The sequence below is a fragment of the Snodgrassella sp. B3800 genome (assembly GCF_026535865.1).
GTDB lineage: Bacteria > Pseudomonadota > Gammaproteobacteria > Burkholderiales > Neisseriaceae > Snodgrassella > Snodgrassella alvi_E.
Genome location: NZ_JAFNPH010000011.1, coordinates 1 through 18,774 on the forward strand (window position 1 = coordinate 1; position 18,774 = coordinate 18,774).

Consider the following 18,774-nt stretch of genomic DNA (forward strand, 5'->3'; position numbering starts at 1 on the left):
CTAAATAACAATAGTGGCGCCATCGATAGTGACAGTCTGCAACTGAAAGCGGATAGCGTAAATAATCAGCTGGGGGCTATTCGCACCAATCAGCAAATACAGGCACAAATAAGCACCAACCTTAATAATCAATCTGGCCTGATAAGCAGTGGACAAAATTTCAACCTAAACGCAACCAATTCCGCCAAGTTAGTCATCGACAACAGCACACAGGGCAAAATCATAGCTGGCAAACAAGCCATCATCAACAGCATCAGCCTCAAAAACCAAAAGGGCAGTATAGATGCTAATGGCATTAATATTTATGCCGACAGTGTCGATAATAACGGTGGTGCCATCCGCAGCAACCAGCAGCTAAACGCCAGCATTACAAAGCAATTAAGCAATCAGGGTGGGCAGATAAGCAGTGCTGCTGACGATGTTTTGCTTAATGCAACTGGTGACAGCAAGCTGGCTGTTGACAACAGCGCCGACGGTAAAATCATCGCTGGTAAAGGGGCTGTAATCCATGCTGTAAGCGTGAACAACCAGAAAGGTAGCATCGATGCTGAAAAAATCGATTTACAATCAGATAATGTCAACAACCAAAGTGGCGCCATCCGGGCTAACCAGCAACTAAACGCTCAAATCAGCCAACAGTTGCAAAACCAGAACGGTATATTAGGCAGCAGTGGGCAGTTATATTTGAATGCCAATGGTAAGCAGCGGGCTTCAATTGACAATACAGCCGGAAAGATTATTGCCGGCAAAGAAGCCGTTATTGTTGCCACCGGCCTCAACAATCAGCAGGGCAGTATAGATACCGACAGTCTGATCTTGCAGGCAGACAGTGTTAACAATAACAGCGGCGCTATCCGAACCAACAAGGAACTGACTACACAACTCAAAGAGCAGCTTGATAACCGTAATGGCCTGATAAGCGGCGGTACCGAAGTGGCCATTAATGCCGGCGCAGACAGCGATATTGGCGTCGACAATAGTGGCGAGGGTAAAATCGTTGCCGGCAAACAGGCGATAATCCATGCTGCTAGCGTAAACAATCAGCAGGGCAGTATTGATGCTGAAAACATCGAATTGCAGGCTGAAAATGTCAACAATCAAAGCGGCGCTATCCGGGCCAACAAAAAATTGAATGCTCGGATTAACCAAAATCTGGATAACCGCCAAGGGCAGATCAGCAGTGCAGAAGATGTTCAGATTCAAGACCAGAATGGCCATAACCTGCACATTGACAACAGCAGTGATGGCAAAATACTTGCTGGTAATGACCTAAACATCCAGAGTAAATACCTTAACAACTCAGGTAGTATCGCCGCAGGCCGTAACGCTACTATCCGCCTGAGTGATGACTTCAGCGCAGAGGCTGATATCAGTGCCGGTGCTAATTTGGATCTGAGTAGCCAAGGGATAATCAACAATAGCCACACCCTCAGTGGCGGCGACAGCGTACGCCTACAGGCAGCCAGCATCAACAATCAGGCCAGCGGCACCATTCAGAGCAACAACCAAACTGAATTACAGGCACAAAGCAATATCACCAACCGTGGCCTGATAAACAGCAACGGCACCACACTAGTACAGTCCGGAAGCAGCATCAACAACATCGGTACCGGCCGCATCTATGGCAACCATGTCGCCATCGGCACCCATGATTTATACAATCAGGAAGAAACCAGCAGCACAGAAACCAAAGCAGCAGTGATAGCCGCACGCCAGCGGCTGGACATTGGTGCAACTAATATCGTTAACAAAGAACACGCCCTGCTTTCCAGCGAGGGTGACATCGCCATCGGTGGCAGCCTAAACCAACAGCATCAGGCTGTGGGCATGGCCGATAATCTGCTCAACAGCAGTGCCCGTATCGAAGCGCAGGGTAACGGTAACATCGCCGTGCAGCAGTTACAAAATTTAAATGATCACTTCATGGTAGAAGATTATCTGGCTAACAGTGAACGAATCGAACAATATAAAGATGCAGGCAAAACTGAAACTTGGACAGAAGGAAAAGACGGCCATTTCAGTTGGAGCAGAAAATATGCTCAGTTTAAATTTAAGGATGGCAGCAAAGTTCACTGGCGCTATGATGATATCAATAAAATTAGGTGGTGGGATTTTGTACGTGACACCTATAAACAGCATATTGTCGATAGTCAGCCGGGCCAAATAATTATTGGCGGAAGTCTCAATATAGATGGCAGCCATTGGGAAAATAATAACAGTCAGATACTGGTTGGCGGTAATCTTACAGTGGGCGGTAATCTATGGCTGGAAAACAAAGAAACCAAACAAGTACAGCGTGTTGTTGATAAGGGTAAGAAAGGTAAGTTTACTTACGGTAAAAGTGGTCGGCATCATAAATCACGTAAAAACACAGATAAAGAACCAGTAGATAGTACTACCATTACGGAACTGGATTTCGAACAACCAGTCAGCGTTATCCAGCAGCATATCAACACAGGTGCTAATCAGGTCAATGCCACAGCAGCAAATGTATCCGCCCAAGAAATAAATGTCAGCAGTAACAGCAATCCTGTTGGCAGTAATAATGATAGTAGCATAAATAATAACAATGCCGCCAGTCAGAATAACAGCGTGCAGCTGCATAATGAGCAGATTAAAACCCTTACCAGCTTTAATACCGGTTTACCCAACAGCAGCCTATACCATATCAATCCTGCTAACAGCGGTTATTTGGTTGAAACAGACCCAGCCTTTACCAATATGAAAAAATGGCTGGGCAGCGATTATATGCTCAGCGCACTCGGCCACAATCCGGACAAAATGCAAAAACGGCTGGGCGACGGCTATTACGAACAACGGCTGATAAACGAACAGATAGCCAAGCTTACCGGCTTTCGCCGGCTGGAAGGCTATAGCAATGACGAAGAGCAATATAAAGAGTTGATGAATGCTGGTATCAGTTTTGCACAACAGTATCAATTGACACCAGGCATTGCTCTGAGTGCTGAGCAGATAGAGCGGCTGACTAGCGACATTGTCTGGCTGGTTAATCAGACAGTAACTCTGGCTGACGGCAGCAAGCAGACCGTACTGGTACCACAAGTATATCTACAGGTGCGTGATGGTGACGTAAACTCAGCGGGTGCATTAATTAGTGCCGGCAACATCAGCCTGCATACCAATCAGAATCTGAATAATCAGGGTACTATTGCCGGCCGCAAAATTGTTGATCTGGGTGCACAGAACCTGACTAACAGCGGTTTAATTAGCGGTCAAAAAGTAGCATTGAGTGCGGTAAACAACATTGATATTAATGGAGGTGCAGCACTGGCACAGGATATGCTAAGCCTGCAAGCCAAACACATCAGCATCAATTCCACCACAGCCACCCATGGCGATGAACGTAACGGTGCCACCATTATCAATCGTGTAGCCGGACTTTATGTCACCGGAAACAAAGACAGCAGCCTAACTGTAGATGGCAAAGACGGCATTGATTTGCATGGGGCCAACATTATAAACAACGCCGTCAACGGTAGTACACAGCTGCGTTCCACCAATGGCAGCATAAATCTAGGTACGGTACAGATTGCCGATCATGAAACCAGTGGCAAACTGAACGATCGCAATCATCTATCACTTCACCACAGCGCAGAAGTGGGCACTCAAATCAGTGGACAAGGAGACATCAGTATTGCCTCAGGCAAACAGATCAACCTTCGCCAGAGTGACATCAGCAGCAATAATGGCAACGTTAATATTTACGCCAAAGATAGCGTCAATATTACCGAAGGTAGGCAAACAGCTGATTTAGATGAAGCTATTTACAACAAATCCAAAGGATTGGTTTCAAGCAAAACCACTATTGATAAATACCAAAAGCATCATGACGAAGCGATAGGCAGCAGCATCAGTGGTAATCAGGTTAATATTGGCAGTGAGCAGAATATACAGGTACGCGGTAGTAATATTATTTCCAAAGAACAAACCATTCTTAGTGCTGGAAATGATATCAACATTGAAGCTGCGCATAACCAATATAATGACCACGAATACCACGAACAGAAAAAATCCGGTTTTACCGCCAATCTGTCTAAAGGTGTGGCCAGCGTAGGATACAGTAAGACCAAAACTCAGTTGGATCAGCAAGATGGAAACCAAACCCTTACCTTAAGTCAGGTAGGCAGCCTGCAAGGTAACACCATTATTAAAGCTGATGGCAACCTAAATGCTACAGCAGCGATATTTGGTGCCGGCAAAGACCTCACCCTGCAAGGTAAAAACGTAAATTTACTGGCCGACAGCATAACCAGTGATCAGAAAATCGATATCAAAACCAAAAAAAGTGGTTTTTCAGTAGGATTTACCTATTCTCCAACTTTGGCAGCTGCCTCTGCCCTCAAAGAAGGCATGCAAAATGGCGATTTCAGCAATAGCATCGTGGGTAAAAGCATGCAAGCAGGTGAAGCAGTTTCCAGTGCCGTACAGGCTGCCTATACCCCTGTGGTTGTTACTATAGGTAACCAGCGTACCCATCAGACACACGATACCCACAATAGCGAGTCTGTTACCACACAGGCAACTGCTGGCGGCAACCTCAATATTATTGCTACCGATGGTAGCATCAACAGCGAGGGAGCCAGACTCTCAGCCGAAGGTAATGCCTTACTTCATGCCAGTGATAACATTAATCTCAGCTTCGCCCGTGATAGCCACGAAGAACATGCCACCAGCAAAAGCAGTGGTTTTAATCTGGATACACGCAAATGGACTTCACCTATCGGCCTAGCGCATGAAAAAGGCAAAGGACAAGGCTCCGTTGATAGTGCCCTTGGTACCCAGCTGTCAGTTGGTGGGACATCCAACATGCAAACCCTCAAAGGAGACATCAACATCATCGGCAGCAGCGTAGTAGCAGGTGGTGACAACACCATCAACGCAGCCCGAAACGTCAACATATTATCCACCCAAAACAGCAACAGTCAGAGCGAAAGCCATAGCAGCAAGGGCTGGGGTTCTGCCCAACTATCTGATACCGAAAAATTCACCGGTTACATGAGCAGCAAAGATGAATACAGAGCCAACAACGTAGAACAGCTACGCAGTCAGGTAGGCAGCCTTACTGGCAACGTTAACATCTTTGCTGGCGAACACTATACCCAGCAAGTAGCAGATATCATTGCCGCTAATAATCTCAACATCATAGCCAAAGATATAAACGTGCTGGATGATGCCAACTACGGCAGCAGCCACCAGTCTTCACGCGACTTGAAAGTAGGTAACTTCACTAAAGTCAGCTCACCACTGATTGATCTGGCCAATGCCGTAGATACTTTACATCAGAGCAAAGCAGACGACCGTACCAAAACCCTGCAAGGGATGGCCGCATTAGGACAAGGCTACATGGTGTACAGCGCAGCTCAAAGCGTACAAAGTGCCATGCAAAACAACGCCAAAGTTGTGTCAGATGCCCTGCTGAACGGACAGGCTGTAGACCCGAATGCACTGCACAAAGGTGCCACACTGCTCAAAGTAGAAACGGGTATCGGCTTCAAGAGCAGCAAAAGCCGTCAAGACAGCAGCTACAGCAACTCACAGTCCAACCAGCTAACAGCCGGTGGTAATGTAAACCTTATTAGTACCGAAGGCGACATCCACTTACAAAACACCCAAGTTAGTGCTAAAGACAATATCAATCTCAACTCAGCACGCGACATCCTACTGGAAGCCGGCCAAAACCGACAGAAAGCCGATGGCAAAAACAGTAGTGTTGGTATGAGCGTAGGTGTAGGAGCCTCAATCGGCGCCCAGACCGGCGTGTATATTTACGGCGAAGTAGGTGCTAGCTCCGGCAGCAACCACCTAGATGCTAAAACTTACAGCCAAACCACACTGCAATCAGATAAATTGAACATCATCAGCAAAGGCGACACCACCTTGCTGGGTGCGCAGGCCACTGCCAACAGTATCAATGCAGACATTGGCGGCAAACTAAGCATAATCAGTCCGCAGGACAAAATAGACCAAGTCATCAAAAACAGCGGAGCCAGCCTGCATGTACAGGGGGGATTGGGTAGCGTATGGGAAGCCTCAGGTAATTTTAGCAGCAGCAATGCTTCTGGTCACCTTAATGGCGTCAACCAGCAATCTGGATTATTTGCCGGTAAAGATGGTTACCACATCAAAGCCGATAGCGTAGATTTGCAGGGAGGAGCCATCGGATCCACTGCAGACAAAGAACACAACCAGCTTACCACCAACAGTCTTACCTTCAAGGACATCGAAAACCACTCCGACTTTCATGCCAGCAATGCATCGATAGGAGGAGGTTTTTCCGGAGACGGCCCGGGGCCAGTAGGCAATCCGAGTTACACCCCCGGCCTGCCACAATACGAAAGCGGCAGCGACCATACCACCACACATGCCACCCTAAGCCCGGGGCAGATAATCATAAACGGCAAAGAAACCAGCGTAGAAGAACTGGGCATCCACAGCGACATCAGCACAGCACACAGCAAAGTAAATGAACTGCCGGATTTACAGCAGATTATGGACAAACAGCAGGCCGTAGCTGATGCCACCGCCACCATCATGCAAAGCGTACGTACACTAAGCACAGATATGGCAAACAAAGCGGACAAAGAAAAGCAGCAGGCGAAAAAAGCGGCAGAAGAGCAACTGCAAACAGAAGGCGGAGAGAAACTAAACAAATACAATAGCCTGAACGAAGCCGAAAAAGCCGAATTCCTGAAACAATATTCCAGCAGTTACAAACAAGCAGACGAACAGGCACAGGCATGGGGCATAGGCGGCAACAAGAGCCGTGCACTGAATGCAGTGACCACAGCCATCACCGGTGCACTGGGCGGGCAGACCAATATACAGGTAGTGGCCAACACCTTAGCACCATATGCATCAGAGCTGATAGGCAAACAATTCGGCCACGGAGAAAACAAAAACGAAGCAGCGCAGCTGGTAGCGCATGCCATATTAGGTGCAGTGACTGCAAGTGTAAACGGAGGCAGTGCAGCAGCAGGAGCGGCAGGAGCGAGCAGTGCAGAATTGGCAGCCCAATACCTAATAAACCATCTGCCAAAAGACCAATATCCAGAAGCAATAGATCCCGCCACAGGAGAAATAGACCCGAACAGACTGCCGGAAAACGTAAAAGGAAGCATAAGAGACCTATCGTCAGCGATAGGGACAGTAGCAGGGGGACTAAGCGGAGGAACACTGAGTAATGCGCAGATAGCAGGAGAGCTTGGGCAAAATGCAGTAGAGAATAATGCCTTAATTAACAGCAAAGGAGAAAGCAAGCTTAATGCACAAGAAAGAAAAATAAATGAAAAGCTGAAAAAAGCGGGGGTACAAAGTGCGGATGATTACCAAAGAAAATACGATGCATGTCAAACCAAAGAATGTCGACAACAGGTTATAGAGAATTACAAAAAAGCCTCAGAAGAGGCCTCACAAATCATACTAAGTCTGTATCTGAAAGGACAGCTGACAGAAGAAGAGTCCAAGATATTACTAACCAGCTATGCCAGCAAGATGATGCAAGGAGCAGGAGAGAGTCAGGATGGATGGGGAACCCCGATATTTAATATGGATGCCCAGAAATGGACACCGTCAGGAAAAATAGCCAATGCTGCGTTCCAGAAAATAACGCTAACAAATCTAGTAAGAGATATGAAGCAATCAGGAGCAACAGAGCAGCAAATAGGGATGCGGGTACTGCAATTCCAGATAGCAGGGCAAGCCCTAAGTTCATATTCACTATCAGATCAGGTAGATGCATTGTACGGGACAGGGATGAGTCTGGGAACAATGCTAAACGTTATGAGCATAAAACGCGGAAAAGCGTTTTCAATGGATGAAATAAAGGCCATAACCAACCGATATAATAGTCATAGTGGAAGTCTAGTAACAGCAAACGGAATAGTAATTAAAGATAAACCACAATCTTCTACGGTAAGTGAATCACGTGGTTGGAAGCAGAGTGGAGGAAAAGGACAAACAGAAACAACTGGAAAGGGAGTAGGTAAAGGTAGTGCATTACCTGTGCCAGAACCAATCAAAGCTAAAAATGGATTAAATTACGAATCTAATCCAAAGCATACGCCTGGAGGTCAGGGCTTCAGGCCAAATGCAGGTATTGAACCTGTAAATTCTTTTGAACTATTTGGTGAATCAGTTTCTGTAAATTTAAAAGATAAAATACATAAATCAAGATATACGATGGATAATAAGGGTAATATCCATCGATTTTCACCAGATAATAGAGGAAATTATCATTGGTCAGGCAGTACGGCAGATAAAATTAAGTTAAATATACCAAATGAAGTAAAAGCAGGGTTAAGAAAACAACAAGGATGGAAATTGAAATGATAATAGGTAATCCACTTGAAATAGCGATACAATTGGAATATGTAATTGATTATTGTTCTCCTAGCGGTTTCTTTAATTTTGTCATAAATGATAAATTGATACCTGGAAAGGGTGTAGATACTGATTTATTTGTAGTAATTGCATCTTTAAAAGAATCTGTTAATTGGTATTTGCAAAATGAACCTAAGGATATTGGTGATATTAAATTAGAATCTATGGATTTTAGTGAAGGAGCACCAGATAACATAATTTTTTTAGATTGTTGTGAATTATCTGACCATGGTTGTGTATTCTGGTTAGGGTTTGATGGAGATGAGGAAAGATTATTTTACTCTACAGATTATGAAAAAACTATTCAAGAACAAAGATATCCAAAAGGAACAATTGCAAATCTAATTAACAGTTTACCAAATTCTTTTGATTTAAAAATTAATAGAATTAATGACGATATTACAAATACAGAAATTATAAGCTGATGGAATAATATAAAGACCGATTAGAAATTAACATTTCATAATGAATTGATTAATATTAAGCTTATTATAATTTGTATCTGAAATAAACAAATGCATTCTGAAATTGTAGGCAATTTAAATTTAGAATGCATTTTTATTTTTTAATTTTGAATATAAATAATCACTGATTGATCTGGCCAATGCCATAGATACCCTGCGCCAAAGCCAAGCTGACGACCACACCAAAACCCTGCAAGGGATGGCCGCACTGGGACAGGGCTACATGGTGTACAGCGCAGCTCAAAGCGTACAAAGTGCCATGCAGAACAATGCCAAAGTTGTGTCAGATGCCCTGCTGAACGGACAGGCTGTAGACCCGAATGTACTGCAGAAAGGTGCCACACTGCTCAAAGTAGAAACGGGTATCGGCTTCAAGAGCAGCAAAAGCCGTCAAGACAGCAGTTACAGCAACTCACAGTCCAACCAGCTAACAGCCGGTAGTTTAGAGATGGAGTACGTATTAGAGTTATTTATGAACCAGCAAATGGAAAAATAATAACGGCGTTTCCGGACAAGGCGCCGGTTCCTTCTCACTATAAACCAATTAAGTAAAAAGTTATAAAGGTTAAATAATTATGTTAGTTAACAATTGTATAAAAGAATTTGGTAATTCTTTAAAAGATAGGATAGATCCTGAGTTAATAGATTATGCTTTAGATTATATTAATCATTCCGAAAATGTTTTGGCTTTTGAAACATTGTGTGATTATATAGCAGATTTCGATGTAAAAATTAGTGAAGACGAATATAACAAAGTACTTCATATTGTTGATTTACTCGGTTTGGATTTAGATAATAGATTTTTATATATTAATCCTAATAAATAATTTATTATTTCCCGCCTTAACAAGCGGGGTATCTTTTATTATTTATTTTTAAACTTGCAAATCAATCTCCACAATCAACTTGCCCTGTTCAATCTTAATGATAACAGGGCAGCCTACATAAAACCCTATCTGCTCCAGCCACCAACCTTCAATGGTCAGTTGTGGTCTGGGCTTTATGCCTTGTAACACATAGCCGACAGTATAAAACCGCTCATAGGGTTGTGGTGCCAGTGTTTTGCTTGTTGTTGAATTTAGCTAAAAATATGATTATGCCGTGTTTAACTCCTTTGAAGTTAGTTGTGTTAGCGGGTAGCAATGGAGGTACCCGCTAATCTGCGTCATTATGAGCAGCTATGCCAGTAAGATGATGCAAGGAGCAGGAGAGAGTCAGGATGGATGGGGAACCCCGATATTTAATATGGATGCCCAGAAATGGACACCGTCAGGAAAAATAGCCAATGCTGCGTTCCAGAAAATAACGCTAACAAATCTAGTAAGAGATATGAAGCAATCAGGAGCAACAGAGCAGCAAATAGGGATGCGGGTACTGCAATTCCAGATAGCAGGGCAAGCCCTAAGTTCATATTCACTATCAGATCAGGTAGATGCATTGTAAGGGACAGGAGAGCATGCTGATGATTTTGCTAAAATAGGCGTTTCAAAATCACAAATACCGAATGTTGTTATGGATGCGGTATCCAAAGGAAAGATAATTGGTTATCAAAGGGACTTCCAATTTATGAAGTTCTGGTTAATGGGCAAAAACAACGTATAGCTGTAACGACGGGTAGTAATGGTTTTATTGTAGGAGCTAATCCTGCTGGGAGTGTTAAATGAAAAAAATAAAATTAATGGCTGACTATCAATGTTATCCTCTATGGCTTAACTCAGATGATGCATTTGGAAATATTGATTTTAATTCATTGCCAATAAGTAATGTGCTCAAAAATGAGTTTAATAGTTGGTCTGATAAATATGATGAAACATTAAATTTAGATGATCCTTTAACTTCTGGATTTGCGACTCTAGATGATGAGAGAGTTTTTAGGAAAATGGGACAATCTTTAAAGGAGAAACTACAAATGGAATTAGGTGATGATTATGAGGTGATATATCAACAATGATAAAATAAATCCCCACCTAACCTGTTGGGATTTTACCTATTATCTTTTAGATCTACTCCGCAAGCTCAATAATCAGTTTGTTCCGCCAAATCTTATTCATAACCAGCTACACATCAGCGATAGGGACAAGCGACATCAACACAGCACACAGCAAAGTAAATGAACTGCCGGATTTACAGCAGATTATGGACAAACAGCAGGCTGTAGCTGATGCCACCGCCACCATCATGCAAAGCGTACGAACACTAAGCACAGATATGGCAAACAAAGCGGACAAAGAAAAGCAGCAGGCGAAAAAAGCGGCAGCCCTGGTAGTTAATGCGTCCAAGAAAGAAGTGGCATAGGTTGGAAAGAATGTTTGAAATTTGTTTCAGATAATTGAAGAGAATACCAATAGAATAAATCCACTATAGGATATTAAATATTAAACATTACCCTAATTGTATAAATTTTTAAAATTATTCAAAGCGTTTTTTGAAAAAAGATAAAAATAAATATTATTGGAGTATTTTTTAAAATAAAAATCCACTAATGAATTAAGGATGAAAGCGTTTATGCAGAATCATTAATAAATTTTTATTGGTACGAATATCTTTTTCTTACATCATTTTAGATTAAACAAGCATATTTATTTCTGAAAAAAACGTGGTTGAGCGTCTAGCCTGACCACGTTGTACATTAGTGAAAATATTTGCAATAGAATAAAATTCTAAGCACTCATTCTTTCGTTCTCATCACTTCCATTTGTGCTCAAAAGAAAGGCTACCGCGGTATCCTTCGCGTTTTGTGCTGCCAAAATCATGCTCGTAGCGGACATCGCTATAAATAAAGCTATTATTCTTTAGCGCAATTTTAAGACCTATACCTAATTCTCCCCATGTTTTGGCAAATTTTTCGCGTAGATTATCTCTACCAATGTCTACACGACTTGGATTTAAAAAATCATGCCATACATTGCCTAGAGCATAAAAAGTGGCTGGTTTGGTAACAGCAGTGTAGCCATCATAGGCCACACGCACGCCCACACGGCCACGTAGCGCATCCTGACCGTTTTGATCGACATGTCGGTAACGGTCATTAAAACTATTTAGATTGATATATTGGTATATCAGTTGTGCTTGTGGTTCAATCTTCCAATTACCTTGTGTATTTACTGATTTTGTCAGCCCAAATGGTTGGCCCGCTTCCACAGAAATTGCGAAACCCCAGCCATTTTGGCTATCGGGATTCATTCCATCACGTGCTTCGTATTTATTATGCAGATAAGACAACTGGCCTACTAGATCGATATAGCTGTTATTACTATTGTAATAAGTGTTGGTGATACCCAGACTAATGGCATCTGATTTACCTTTACCGGTATATTTATCACCTGTGATGACACCATTTACCGCACGGTATTGATCAGAAAAATCGGTACTAGCTCTACTGTAAGCGATATAAGTGCCAATATGATTGTGGCTACTATTTTTATGCAACTGGCTGAAAAAATCATGCCCTATCTGAAAACCTGCGATATCAGAATCAGCATTTAAACGGTTTTTACCATCTTGTTTCAGATGTTTGCCCAATACTCGCCCCCATGTCTGTCCACTGATGAAATTTTCATTCTGGCTGTCACATTTTGCACAATCTGTTAAATCTGAAGTCAGGTGTTCTCCGCGACGTTCATGCAGGGTACTTATACTGGCAAATCCTTGTTCCTGATTAATATGTGGTATAACGACATAACCGGCAACGGCATGGGAATATATCGGTGTTGGCTTTTTGGGTGTGGTGGTCTCACCCCCTCCGCTATTACCACCACCTCCATTTCCGCCGCCTGTTTCTTCTTTAGCCTGCATTGTCCAGTAATATACATCACCATCTGTACTTGAACGTTTGGCTAATTGTACTTCTGTTGCTCCTGTTGTATGCGCAGTGCCCGTAAAGGCATTTTGGCTACTATAGGTACTAAGGTTGCTGCTGGTACCAACATATACCACTGGTACGGTATTGATAACTTTATTAACTTGCTGCACGTTACCGTCAATTACATTTTCATTGCCGTCTGCATTCAAGGGTATAACACGGGTTACACCAGTGGCCGTACCAGTGATTTTTAAAACATCAGATTGAGAATTATTTCCTTCAGCATCGCCCGGTTGATTCCACAGCGTATTCATTTTAACCATTGCATTATTGATTGCGGAGTAATTACCCACAATGGTTAGCATATCATTGTATTTAGCATGGGAAGCATTATCGAGATTGATGATACTTTCATCATTATTCACGTTGCCTTGCAGTATGAATTCATTACCACCTGCATCATCAAAAGCAGCATTTAAAATAGAGCCGTGAGTTAGATTCAGGGTATCAAATTTTGCGGTATTGTTGGTGCCACTTTTCTTTAAGTTCCAAGTAAAACCATTATCTAAATTGATGTTAAGAATAGGTTTGTAACTTTCATCCAGCACTTGTTTTTCTTCTGTTTTGACCGTTCCTTTGGTGACTAGCCCAGTCATACTGCCTTTACCTGTGGCATTAAAGGTTACTGAAGAAGCTTCATACGCTTCGTGCCCTTGCTCATTTCCGCTATCGTCATATGAGTTTGAAAAGTACTGATAGTTAGGCCCTGTGTAGTTGCCACTGACATTAACTATATATCCTTCATTATGAGCAGTCAGGTTGGTTTTATCGCCTGAAAAAGATAAGTTTGTATCAACCTGTCCCTGATCGACAAAGATTAAATCTTTCCGGCCCACAGAGCCCTCAATTACCGGATCGGCACTGGTACCGGTGGTGGTGAAAACGGCATCTTTAAAGCTGGCTCTAACACCATGAGCAGCTGCTTGTTCGTATTTACCATCTTTGGTTGCATCGTCGTGAGTACCAATTTCTAATGCATAACCGTTGGTTTTAATAGTGGTGGCGCTCTTCTCATAGTTGGCTTTAAATAGAGAATTACGCACCATTTTTATGCCATTACCACTTCTCGCGTTTGTTGTATCAATTGTTAAATTTCCATGGGATTCAAGTATTCCCGGGCCTTCCCCAGTATTACGCGTTTTACCTAATTTTATGCCGTTACTGTCCCAGTTTAATGTTGACGTGTCACTGCCCTGATTAATGATGATTTTGTTGTTTTTGCCATTTAAAACCACTATTGGGGTCAGTTGCCCCTCAACTCCGGTATCTTCAGCAGCTTTATGATTGGTTTGATTTCCGGAAACATAAATACCGATAGATCGATTACCGGTTAAGGTCATATCTAAATCATCGTTGACAATAACGCGCCCAGTAGAGCCGTCTCCTGAATTATCGAAAGCACCCTGAATTGCTCGAATACCATTATTTAATATTGGCTGGGTTTTACCCCCTGTGGCTGTCTGATTCATGGTTAATTTATCCACTGTTATGGTGGTGTATTTACCATTGAATGTTTTTCTTTCGCCAGCATTTGCAGCCGAACCAGCTAAAATACCATAGGAGGAGACGGAGCCACTTGAGTTACCGCCGCGGGAGTAATTATTATTAATATTTAACTCGACATTTTTAGCTGTTATGTCAACATTGTGATATGAGGCAATGCCGGATAAATTGCCATTGCTGTTGACGGTAAAATCTAAGTTACCGGCATTAATGGCGGCATTAGAATACCCATAAGAGTATTGATTTCCCAAAGCCGTGTAATCACCATTTATGTTAGCTATTAAGGTAGTGTCCCCAACATTAAGTGGTTCACGTAGATGGTTACGAGTCAAAATATAAAAACCGGCGTTACCACTTTGATTAACCGTTGCGGCCTTTACGTTATTACATCCATCATTCGGTCCACCGCCACCAACTAAGATTGATCCGTCTGCATTGGGTATGCAATCCTGAGCAAATGCAGTTGTCGATGCGGCTAAAACAGTTAAAGTAGCTGTAACTTTGCACGCTCTACGTACCAGTTCTGAACAGGCTACCGTTGTACCCGTTATTTTATTAAACTTTGTTTGGTAGATTTTGTTCATACTGATTTCCTCTTAGTCAAGGGTGAAACTAAGATGATCTTATCGCTTATAAATATTGGATTTATAAAACTATTTTTTTATTTACTTAATAAAATCATAATATTACAAATTTAAAATTAACATTGAATATTTTTTACAACAGTTTGTTGTTTTGATTTATGGTAGCCAAAATAACACAAATGATTATGCAGAACTTTTTTACAGATTGATTTAGTTAATAAAGCATCATGCAAACCAAAAGGACAGAAAAATGATAATATCCATAAATTTTTGTCTTGATCTGGTTGCATGCAATTGACAAAAGTTAGATAGTCTTTTGATTGATTCAAATACTGAATTTCTTCCTCGTGGTTCAAATATGCCCAGTTGATATAGCCGATAGGGCGCTGTTGAGTGATGATTAAGGCGAAGTTTTTCGAACGGATAATGGGAATTAAATTCTCTAAGGCAGAATTAATAGCAGTGTTTTTGTAATCAGGATGTTTGCTCCATAACCATATCATTGCCCCGATTACTTCCGCTTCATTCCATGTGGCATCGGGAAAAATACTGGGAGCGATTACTCTGCACGCTTGGGATAATACATCAGAAGTGGCTACTGAGGCTTTTTTTGATTTAGTGAATTTTGATTGGTAGTTTTTTTCCATATTGATTTCATCTTAGAATATAACGACAGCAATATGATCATATCGCCTAAAATGGAAGGTTTAATAAAATTAATTTCAATTTGCTTATAAAAATTAAAAGTTTACAAATTTAAAATTATTATTGAATATTTTTTGCAACAGTTTATTGTGTTGATTTTATATAACCAAATAAATCACTAAGGTTTATTTAATATTTTTAGAAACAGTTTTGGGTAGCACAGCCTATCGCTTTTCAGATTAAAAAAAAACAATATGTTAATACTGAGTTAAAAGCTAGTTTAATATAACAATGTAATTAATTTCTAACTAAGCAAAAATAATTCATTTGAAATAAAAACTTTCAGGTTTAATTTTCGCTACAGCATGCTGGCTAACTGTAATTGGTGTTATTTTAGACTGTTGTGGACGTACATTTTTACGCACATGCTTAATCTTATGAAAAACCAATAACTCTTTGAGTATGTGTGTCACTACTGAATAGATAAACAAGATGTTAACTTTATTTAGGTCTACTCCGTTTCATTCGTTTTTATCATTAAATATTTAAAATATGCCGTCCAATGATTTTTTCTGGAGTGCGCTCGTGATTATAGCTCCACTTTTATATAGAAGCCGTATACTGCATTTTCCTGACTACGTTGTTTTTAGTTAATATTTCTTTCCAACGGTTTGAGGTTTGATTTTATTTTTTGCTTATCCTCAGCAGCTAAGTATATTTGCCGCCGTGAATTAATCTTGCCTATGTGGGGGCATAGTGATGGTCTCTATCCTTGCTTGTGATTCGTAAACACTTTTGCTTCTGTCGGTACGGGTTTCCTGAATCATTCTCAGCCCGTCCCACAGGAAGTGGGTACGGTTGCAGGTCTATCTGGTGTTTTTCGATACGTCGGCCTAAGGCATCGTAGATGTAAACGGAGCTTTGATTTGGCCAATTTTTTCGATAAGGATTTTTGCCAAGTGGTTGGCTACATTTGCTATCTAACTATGGCAATAACGCCTTAAGCGCTGTAAATTTTTAAAATTATCAGTCCTCTAGAGCTTTTAGCCATTTTTGATATTTTTCTGGATCCTTTACAATCAATGTTTTTAATGTTTCAAACACTTTTTTTACCCCTGAAGGATCGGTTTTATATTTATTGAATACAAAAATAATTCCCTCTGCTATAGTATCAAGAATGTAAAACATTTGTTGAGTAAATGAATTAAATGTTTTATATGGTATAAATATTGTGAAAAGCACCTCTTTGCGTTTTGACGAGGCTAATGGACCATATACTAAATCTTTGTGTTCTTGTGTGGCTGATATAGTAAAGATTAAATCATAATCTATTGTTTTAAATAATTTATTATAATGTGGTAGAGTTTTGTTTAATTCATTGAGATTTTCTATCAACGGATTTAAAACTGCATCAGTAATTTCATAGCAAACGCCAACTTCAGCGTATAATTGTAAAAAATCAATTTTCATTTACATAGTCCTTTCGGTTTATAACTCTTTTGATTGCCAACTGGAATTTTTCCTGTTTTTGTATAATGCTCATCAATTTTTAGTGTCTCTACTGCTTTTGCTGCTTTGGTTGTTGGAAAGCCTTTTTCTATCACCTTGCCCACAACCTTTTTCCCTGGATATAGTTTTTGAAGTTTCGCTACTTGTTGATGCAATCGGGTCGGTAGCCCAGAAATTTTGGTTATTCTATTTAAATCAGCCTTACCATATTTATAAAGCTTGCCACCAATTCTTATTTCGTAAACCCCAAAATTTCCTGTTGCTCCATTAGTATTTAAATGAATCCAGCCCCAAGGATCAATCCAAGTCAACCCATTAGGCGCATACTGATACAGATTAAACCCACCCAGCAACCCAATCGGGTCCGGCTGCGTGAATCTGCCTATATCCGAGTCATAGTACCTGAAAGTATTGTAATGTAAGCCCGTTTCTCTGTCTAAATACTGTCCCTGATACCTTAAGTTCTGTTGTATCTGGCTGTGTTCGATTTCCTGTATCGGTTTGCCCCACAGCTGATAGCTGCATGACCATACAATGTGACCGTCTTCATCAGTAAGTTCTTCCGGGGCACCATTGACGTGTGTGGGTAGTAGTACTAGTAACGGCTTTCGATGAGAATGTCGGGCTGTATAGTGTTGTGGCTGCGCCAAGTTTATTTGTGTTGTAGAAGGCTGTTGCGGTCGTATTTGAATTCGGTGTGCAATTGCTTTTGTCTGCAAGCGACAATAATAATGATAGCAGTAGCAATATCCTTGTGCTCTCTTTTTGGAAAAATATTAATTTTTAGTAAACTTGATTATAGATATAAATCGATTCCTTTGACATTTTTTTCAATAAAAAATTGCCTTAACTTATCTGACATTACAATATGTCCATGAGACTCCTTGCATCTAGCTATATAAAAATCTTCAATAACATCTTGTTTAAAAACAATTTTATTAAACCATTTTGGACCATCAGGTAAGTAATCTATTATAGGTTCGCTATCAGATTTATTTAAATCTATACAAGATATCATTCGAAGAATATTCAATACTTTGTAGCCAGTATATATGCAATCGTTGACAATTACATTGGCATCAATAAGTTGAACATCTTTTAAAAATTCTTTATTATCAGATAGTAAATTCGCTAGTCTCGGTGAAATGAAATCTGGACCATCGCTATAATAAAAATCAAAAGAAAATAATTTTTTTACGCTTATTTTTTTTTCTATTTTAAAAAGTAAAGACTCTTTTATTTTAAGCTCTTTACATTTTTTTAAACTAAGACTAGGAACCATACTTGTTTTATATTGGAACCAAAAATTTTTTGGATAATCATCTGAAATTTCAAATATATACATAATTTTAGCACCATTTTTTGTTCAGAATGGTTTTACCTTTACGTAAATTAGCTCTTTCCGTTGTTATTAGTTTGTTCAAAGCTTTTTTATATTCTTTTTTGGTCCAATTATTTTCTTTTCCAGTTTCTAATATTGCATCCATTTTGAACCTCATCTCTGTGTTATATTTACTATGATAACCATTGTGGACAGATCTAGTAGAATGTGCATCAGCTGAAGTAGGCAGATAAATTATATTTTTAACCGAATGAATATTCATACCAGCCTTTTTAAGTAAATCATGATCTTTCAGTTGCTGTGGAATAATATGATGCTTTTGGAACCCATCAATTGACGGCATCGTATTATATGTCCATAACCCCCACGGATCGATCCATATCAACCCATTAGGCGCATACTGATACAAATTAAACCCACCCAGCAACCCAATCGGGTCCGGCTGCGTGAATCTGCCTATATCCG

At 40.7% G+C, this 18,774-nt stretch carries 14 protein-coding genes; 7 read left to right on the top strand and 7 right to left on the bottom strand.

Going from position 1 to position 18,774, the window contains the following annotated elements; genetic code table 11:
- From J3U64_RS09710 to J3U64_RS09725, 4 genes are all read left to right on the top strand, one after another.
- Positions 1–8,349 (top strand): hemagglutinin repeat-containing protein (locus J3U64_RS09710; RefSeq protein ID WP_267409087.1); only part of this gene is annotated, 8,349 nt, incomplete at its 5' end.
- Positions 8,334–8,825, top strand: coding sequence for an Imm42 family immunity protein (locus tag J3U64_RS09715; protein WP_218966241.1), 492 nt, complete (start codon positions 8,334–8,336; stop codon positions 8,823–8,825). The genes J3U64_RS09710 and J3U64_RS09715, both read left to right, overlap by 16 nt.
- Positions 8,826–9,063: 238 nt before the next feature.
- Positions 9,064–9,360 carry a hypothetical protein gene (locus tag J3U64_RS09720; RefSeq protein ID WP_267409088.1) on the top strand — a complete coding sequence of 99 codons (297 nt, stop codon included), beginning with the start codon at positions 9,064–9,066 and terminating at the stop codon, positions 9,358–9,360.
- Positions 9,361–9,439: 79 nt separating this feature from the next.
- Complete coding sequence (locus J3U64_RS09725; RefSeq protein ID WP_267409089.1) at positions 9,440–9,691, top strand: MafI family immunity protein; 252 nt, start codon at positions 9,440–9,442, stop codon at positions 9,689–9,691.
- Positions 9,692–9,739: 48 nt separating this feature from the next.
- On the opposite strand, the gene J3U64_RS10000 is transcribed toward J3U64_RS09725, so the two are convergent.
- Positions 9,740–9,922 (bottom strand): SymE family type I addiction module toxin, encoded by a 183-nt coding sequence (locus J3U64_RS10000; RefSeq protein ID WP_416384994.1) that lies wholly within the window; start codon positions 9,920–9,922, stop codon positions 9,740–9,742.
- Between the two features lie 112 nt (positions 9,923–10,034).
- Here J3U64_RS10000 and J3U64_RS09730 point away from each other — a divergent pair, with 112 nt between their 5' ends.
- From J3U64_RS09730 to J3U64_RS09740, 3 genes are all read left to right on the top strand, one after another.
- On the top strand, positions 10,035–10,307 hold the full coding sequence (locus J3U64_RS09730) for a hypothetical protein (RefSeq protein WP_267409090.1): 273 nt from the start codon (positions 10,035–10,037) through the stop codon (positions 10,305–10,307).
- 217 nt (positions 10,308–10,524) lie between these two features.
- Positions 10,525–10,815, top strand: coding sequence for a hypothetical protein (locus tag J3U64_RS09735; RefSeq protein ID WP_267391668.1), 291 nt, complete (start codon positions 10,525–10,527; stop codon positions 10,813–10,815).
- Positions 10,816–10,892: 77 nt separating this feature from the next.
- The gene (locus J3U64_RS09740) at positions 10,893–11,159 is read left to right on the top strand and encodes a hypothetical protein (RefSeq protein ID WP_267404091.1); all 267 of its coding nucleotides are present in this window, start codon (positions 10,893–10,895) and stop codon (positions 11,157–11,159) included.
- A gap of 390 nt (positions 11,160–11,549) precedes the next feature.
- Here J3U64_RS09740 and J3U64_RS09745 read toward each other — a convergent pair whose 3' ends face one another.
- The 6 genes from J3U64_RS09745 to J3U64_RS09770 form a co-directional block, all read right to left on the bottom strand.
- Positions 11,550–14,813, bottom strand: coding sequence for an autotransporter outer membrane beta-barrel domain-containing protein (locus J3U64_RS09745; RefSeq protein WP_267409091.1), 3,264 nt, complete (start codon positions 14,811–14,813; stop codon positions 11,550–11,552).
- 116 nt (positions 14,814–14,929) lie between these two features.
- Positions 14,930–15,460 (bottom strand): toxin-activating lysine-acyltransferase, encoded by a 531-nt coding sequence (locus J3U64_RS09750; protein ID WP_267391665.1) that lies wholly within the window; start codon positions 15,458–15,460, stop codon positions 14,930–14,932.
- Positions 15,461–16,484: 1,024 nt separating this feature from the next.
- A complete protein-coding gene (locus J3U64_RS09755; RefSeq protein ID WP_267409092.1) occupies positions 16,485–16,928 on the bottom strand; it encodes a hypothetical protein in 444 nt (147 codons plus the stop codon).
- On the bottom strand, positions 16,925–17,686 hold the full coding sequence (locus J3U64_RS09760) for an RHS repeat-associated core domain-containing protein (RefSeq protein ID WP_323811406.1): 762 nt from the start codon (positions 17,684–17,686) through the stop codon (positions 16,925–16,927). The genes J3U64_RS09755 and J3U64_RS09760 overlap by 4 nt, the downstream gene beginning before the upstream one ends.
- Positions 17,687–17,763: 77 nt before the next feature.
- Entirely contained in the window at positions 17,764–18,312 is a 549-nt protein-coding gene (locus J3U64_RS09765) for an imm11 family protein (RefSeq protein WP_267409094.1), read from the bottom strand.
- A 4-nt stretch (positions 18,313–18,316) separates the two neighbouring features.
- Positions 18,317–18,774, bottom strand: a 458-nt coding sequence (locus tag J3U64_RS09770) for an AHH domain-containing protein (protein WP_267409095.1), incomplete at its 5' end; no start/stop codon positions are given.

Coding starts and splice junctions, on each gene's coding strand:
- J3U64_RS09715 (WP_218966241.1), top strand. CDS start 8,334: ATGGAAATTGAAATGATAATAGGTAATCCACTTGAAATAGCGATACAA.
- J3U64_RS09720 (WP_267409088.1), top strand. CDS start 9,064: ATGGCCGCACTGGGACAGGGCTACATGGTGTACAGCGCAGCTCAAAGC.
- J3U64_RS09725 (WP_267409089.1), top strand. CDS start 9,440: ATGTTAGTTAACAATTGTATAAAAGAATTTGGTAATTCTTTAAAAGAT.
- J3U64_RS09730 (WP_267409090.1), top strand. CDS start 10,035: ATGAGCAGCTATGCCAGTAAGATGATGCAAGGAGCAGGAGAGAGTCAG.
- J3U64_RS09735 (WP_267391668.1), top strand. CDS start 10,525: ATGAAAAAAATAAAATTAATGGCTGACTATCAATGTTATCCTCTATGG.
- J3U64_RS09745 (WP_267409091.1), bottom strand. CDS start 14,813: ATGAACAAAATCTACCAAACAAAGTTTAATAAAATAACGGGTACAACG.
- J3U64_RS09750 (WP_267391665.1), bottom strand. CDS start 15,460: ATGGAAAAAAACTACCAATCAAAATTCACTAAATCAAAAAAAGCCTCA.
- J3U64_RS09755 (WP_267409092.1), bottom strand. CDS start 16,928: ATGAAAATTGATTTTTTACAATTATACGCTGAAGTTGGCGTTTGCTAT.
- J3U64_RS09765 (WP_267409094.1), bottom strand. CDS start 18,312: ATGTATATATTTGAAATTTCAGATGATTATCCAAAAAATTTTTGGTTC.